Here is a 3,291-nt window from a genome sequence, read left to right as displayed (position 1 = left end):
GTACCATTGGTGGCCGAAAATTCAGGTTTAATTACTCCGATGCTACCGGATTTGATATTATCCAGCTCTTTGAGCTGAAAAACTGGCACTTTTTTAGACCAAAAAATGCTAAAACCAATATCAGTCAATGCTTTGATATTTAATCAGCAAGCCCTATTTAAAGATAAGAGTCCATATTTTAGGGGCGAATGCCATTCGCCTCTAACCATTGTATGACGACGACAGAATTATATTGCTCCGAAGCCAACGGATTTGATATCAGAGGCGATCGCTATTTCTTGAAGAAGGTGGAACGGGAAAATATCAGGAACGGGAACGGGCAAGATGCCCCCACGCACAAAACTATTAAAATCATCCCGCATTTATGCAACACCTAATTTATCCCTTGAGAGCTGATGGCTGACCGCTGACCGCTGAGTGCTATTTTAAAGTCTAATTGCTGCTCCCGGTCCAATGGGAATTCCGAAAATAAACCAGAAGATAAATAAAGCTGACCAAGATATTAGGAAAGCTAAAGAATAAGGTAGCATTGTAGCAATTAAAGTTCCCATTCCTGTATTTTTATCGTATCTCTGAGCAAAGGCAACAATAATTGGAAAATAAGGCATCAGAGGCGTAATAATATTAGTTGTAGAATCTCCAATTCGATAAACCATTTGTGTCAACTCTGGTGTATAACCAACTAACATTAACATCGGCACAAATACTGGAGCCATAATATTCCATTTAGCCGATGCCGAACCAATAAATAAATTAATAAAACCACTAACAATAATAAAACTTATGAGCAAAGGCAACCCAGTAAAACCAGTAGCTTTGAGAAAATTTGCACCATTAACAGCTAAGATAATGCCTAAATTACTCCAACCAAAATAAGCAACAAATTGAGCAGCAAAAAATGATAAAGCAATATAATAACCCATTAAACTCATAGCCTGAGTCATACCTTGAGCAATATCTTTATCGCTCTGAATTGTACCTGCTGCTTTTCCATAGACAATACCAGGCAGAATAAATCCTACCATTATTATTGGTACAATTCCCTGGAAAAAAGGAGAAGGAATAATAGTTAAAGTTTCGGGGTCGCGCAAGATTCCTTCTGGAGGTAAAACTAATATTAATAAAAGCACTACAAAAGCCAATAAAGAATATCCAGCCCAACGCAAACCTTTTCGTTCAGCAGTAGTCAATTCTGGAATTTCTTCTTGATTAATTTCCCCATGATATTTACCAAGACGAGGCTCAACAATTTTATCCGTAATATACCAACAAACTAAAGTAATAACAAATGTAGAAACTACCATGAAATAATAATTAACTGCTGGATTAACTGTATATTCAGAATTAATTAATTTAGCCGAATTTTCAGTAATTCCTGCTAATAAAGGTTCGATAGATCCAATTAATAAATTAGCACTATAACCTCCAGAAACTCCAGCAAAAGCAGCAGCTAAACCTGCTATGGGATGACGTTTATATGCTAAAAATACTAACGCAGCAAGAGGAGTTAAAACCACATATCCAGCATCAGAAGCAAGATTAGACATTACCCCACAAAAAATAATCGCTGGAGTAATAAACTTTGCTGGAGCAACTAACACTACCTGACGCAGTAGAGCAGAAATTAATCCTGTAGACTCTGCGACTCCTACCCCTAACATTGCTACAAGTACGGTACCCAGGGGAGGGAAATTAACAAAGTTACTCACCGCTTCGGTAATTATTCTGCGGATACCTTCAGGAGTAAACAGAGAGACTGCTTTAATAGTTTCTTGAGTTGCAGGATGTACAACAGATAGATTTGTCAAATTAGCGATCGCGCTAATCAAAATTACTGCAATAGAAAGATAGAAAAATAATGTAATTGGGTCTGGCAATTTATTGCCAACTTTTTCAATAAAAATAAGTGCTTGATTAACTATGCCCAACTTTTTAGACTGTTCTGGGGGCGGTGTTTTCGTCATCTTGACTGTTTCCTTTGGAGATGAAAATACAATTTCTCATCATCATACTATCGGAAGGAGGAAGGAAGAAGCAAGAAGGAAGAAGGAATAAAATTAGCATAAAACTCTATTGCGCGATCGCTTCCAACTCCTCATAAAAATATTTTTGTCCCATTGGGGAATTTGTATATTATCATTTTCTTTGTGGGTTTAATACCCCACCGTCTACACGGTGTTCAAAATTACTTGGGGGAGCGTAGACGCGGAACGGCTTGTCGAAGACTATCCCCATGTAATTTTCCTCCTGTCTCCTGTCTCCTGTCTCCTTCTTCAAATTACTAATCAAGTGTACTACATAATTATGTTTTGGCCTAGTCAAGAGTAATTGCCTCAAACTCAAATCAGTTAAAAAATTTTTTTTCCTTCCAACCCTTGAAATTTTTGTCTTATATTATTTATGTAGTATAAAAATATAGATCAAAGCAAACCAAGTCATCTGTACCTTAAAAACAAAATAGATACTACATAGTTATTCATAGCCTTGTGGACGACTAGATAAGTCACTCTGATTCTCAGTCAGAGACAAGAGCATGGAAACTAAAATGTCTTGAGATAGGGTTGCTATGAAAATCAGCAAAAATGATGATGTAATTTTTATGATATGATGTCAACAAAATTAAATATCTAAAATAACATTAAATTCAGTAATTTATTAAGAAGTAAAATATGAAATTTTTATACCCATTAACAGCGACATTATTAACAGTATCCTGGTTAACTATTCCAGTATTTGCTCAATCTAAATCTAATTCAATGGAACGCATCAAAACTATTCAGCGTTTATTAAGTACTTATGAGTGTCAAGGTTGTGATTTGGGCGAAGCGGACTTAAGCGAAGCGGATTTAAGTGAAGCCAATTTATTAGGAGCTAACTTACAAAAAGCAAACTTGAAAGGAGCTAATTTAAGAGGTGCTATTCTCAGCGGTGCTAATTTGATTGAAGCAAATTTAGCAGGGGCTAATTTATCAGGTGCAATTATGCATGGTACAACTATGCAAAAGGCAGATTTGACAGATACTAATTTATCTTGGGCTGATTTGTACCAGGCATATATGGAGGAAGCTAAATTAAACAGAGCTAATTTATCTAATGCAAATCTTAATCAAGCAAAATTAGAGCAAACAGATTTTTGTGGAGCTACTCTACCTAGTGGTAAAAAAGGAGATTGCTCTAATGACAAAAAATAGAGATTGCTCTAATGGCAAAAATATAGAGGTTGTCGATTGGATTGACATCTCCAGGGGTTGAAACACCCTGGATTCTGCGGTTAACCCACCGCAAATGGGA

3 protein-coding genes are annotated in these 3,291 nt (G+C 36.3%); 1 reads left to right on the top strand and 2 read right to left on the bottom strand.

Annotated features, from left to right (window positions below):
• Positions 1 to 425: 425 nt before the first annotated feature.
• Together D5R40_RS31395 and D5R40_RS31390 are read right to left on the bottom strand one after the other, a co-directional pair.
• On the bottom strand, positions 426 to 1,964 hold the full coding sequence (locus D5R40_RS31395; RefSeq protein ID WP_124142866.1) for an AbgT family transporter: 1,539 nt from the start codon (positions 1,962 to 1,964) through the stop codon (positions 426 to 428).
• Positions 1,965 to 2,136: 172 nt separating this feature from the next.
• Entirely contained in the window at positions 2,137 to 2,322 is a 186-nt protein-coding gene (locus tag D5R40_RS31390) for a hypothetical protein (protein WP_124142867.1), read from the bottom strand.
• Between the two features lie 347 nt (positions 2,323 to 2,669).
• On the opposite strand from D5R40_RS31390, the gene D5R40_RS31385 reads away from it, so the two are divergent.
• The gene (locus D5R40_RS31385) at positions 2,670 to 3,191 is read left to right on the top strand and encodes a pentapeptide repeat-containing protein (RefSeq protein WP_124142868.1); all 522 of its coding nucleotides are present in this window, start codon (positions 2,670 to 2,672) and stop codon (positions 3,189 to 3,191) included.
• Positions 3,192 to 3,291: the final 100 nt, after the last annotated feature.

This window comes from Okeania hirsuta, assembly GCF_003838195.1.
GTDB lineage: Bacteria > Cyanobacteriota > Cyanobacteriia > Cyanobacteriales > Microcoleaceae > Okeania > Okeania hirsuta.
Note: the sequence above shows the minus strand (reverse complement) of the source record. Positions and strands in the feature narration are given on the sequence as shown.

Excerpts from the sequence above, each read along its gene's own strand:
- D5R40_RS31385 (WP_124142868.1), top strand. The coding sequence starts at position 2,670 with ATGAAATTTTTATACCCATTAACAGCGACATTATTAACAGTATCCTGG.
- D5R40_RS31395 (WP_124142866.1), bottom strand. The coding sequence starts at position 1,964 with ATGACGAAAACACCGCCCCCAGAACAGTCTAAAAAGTTGGGCATAGTT.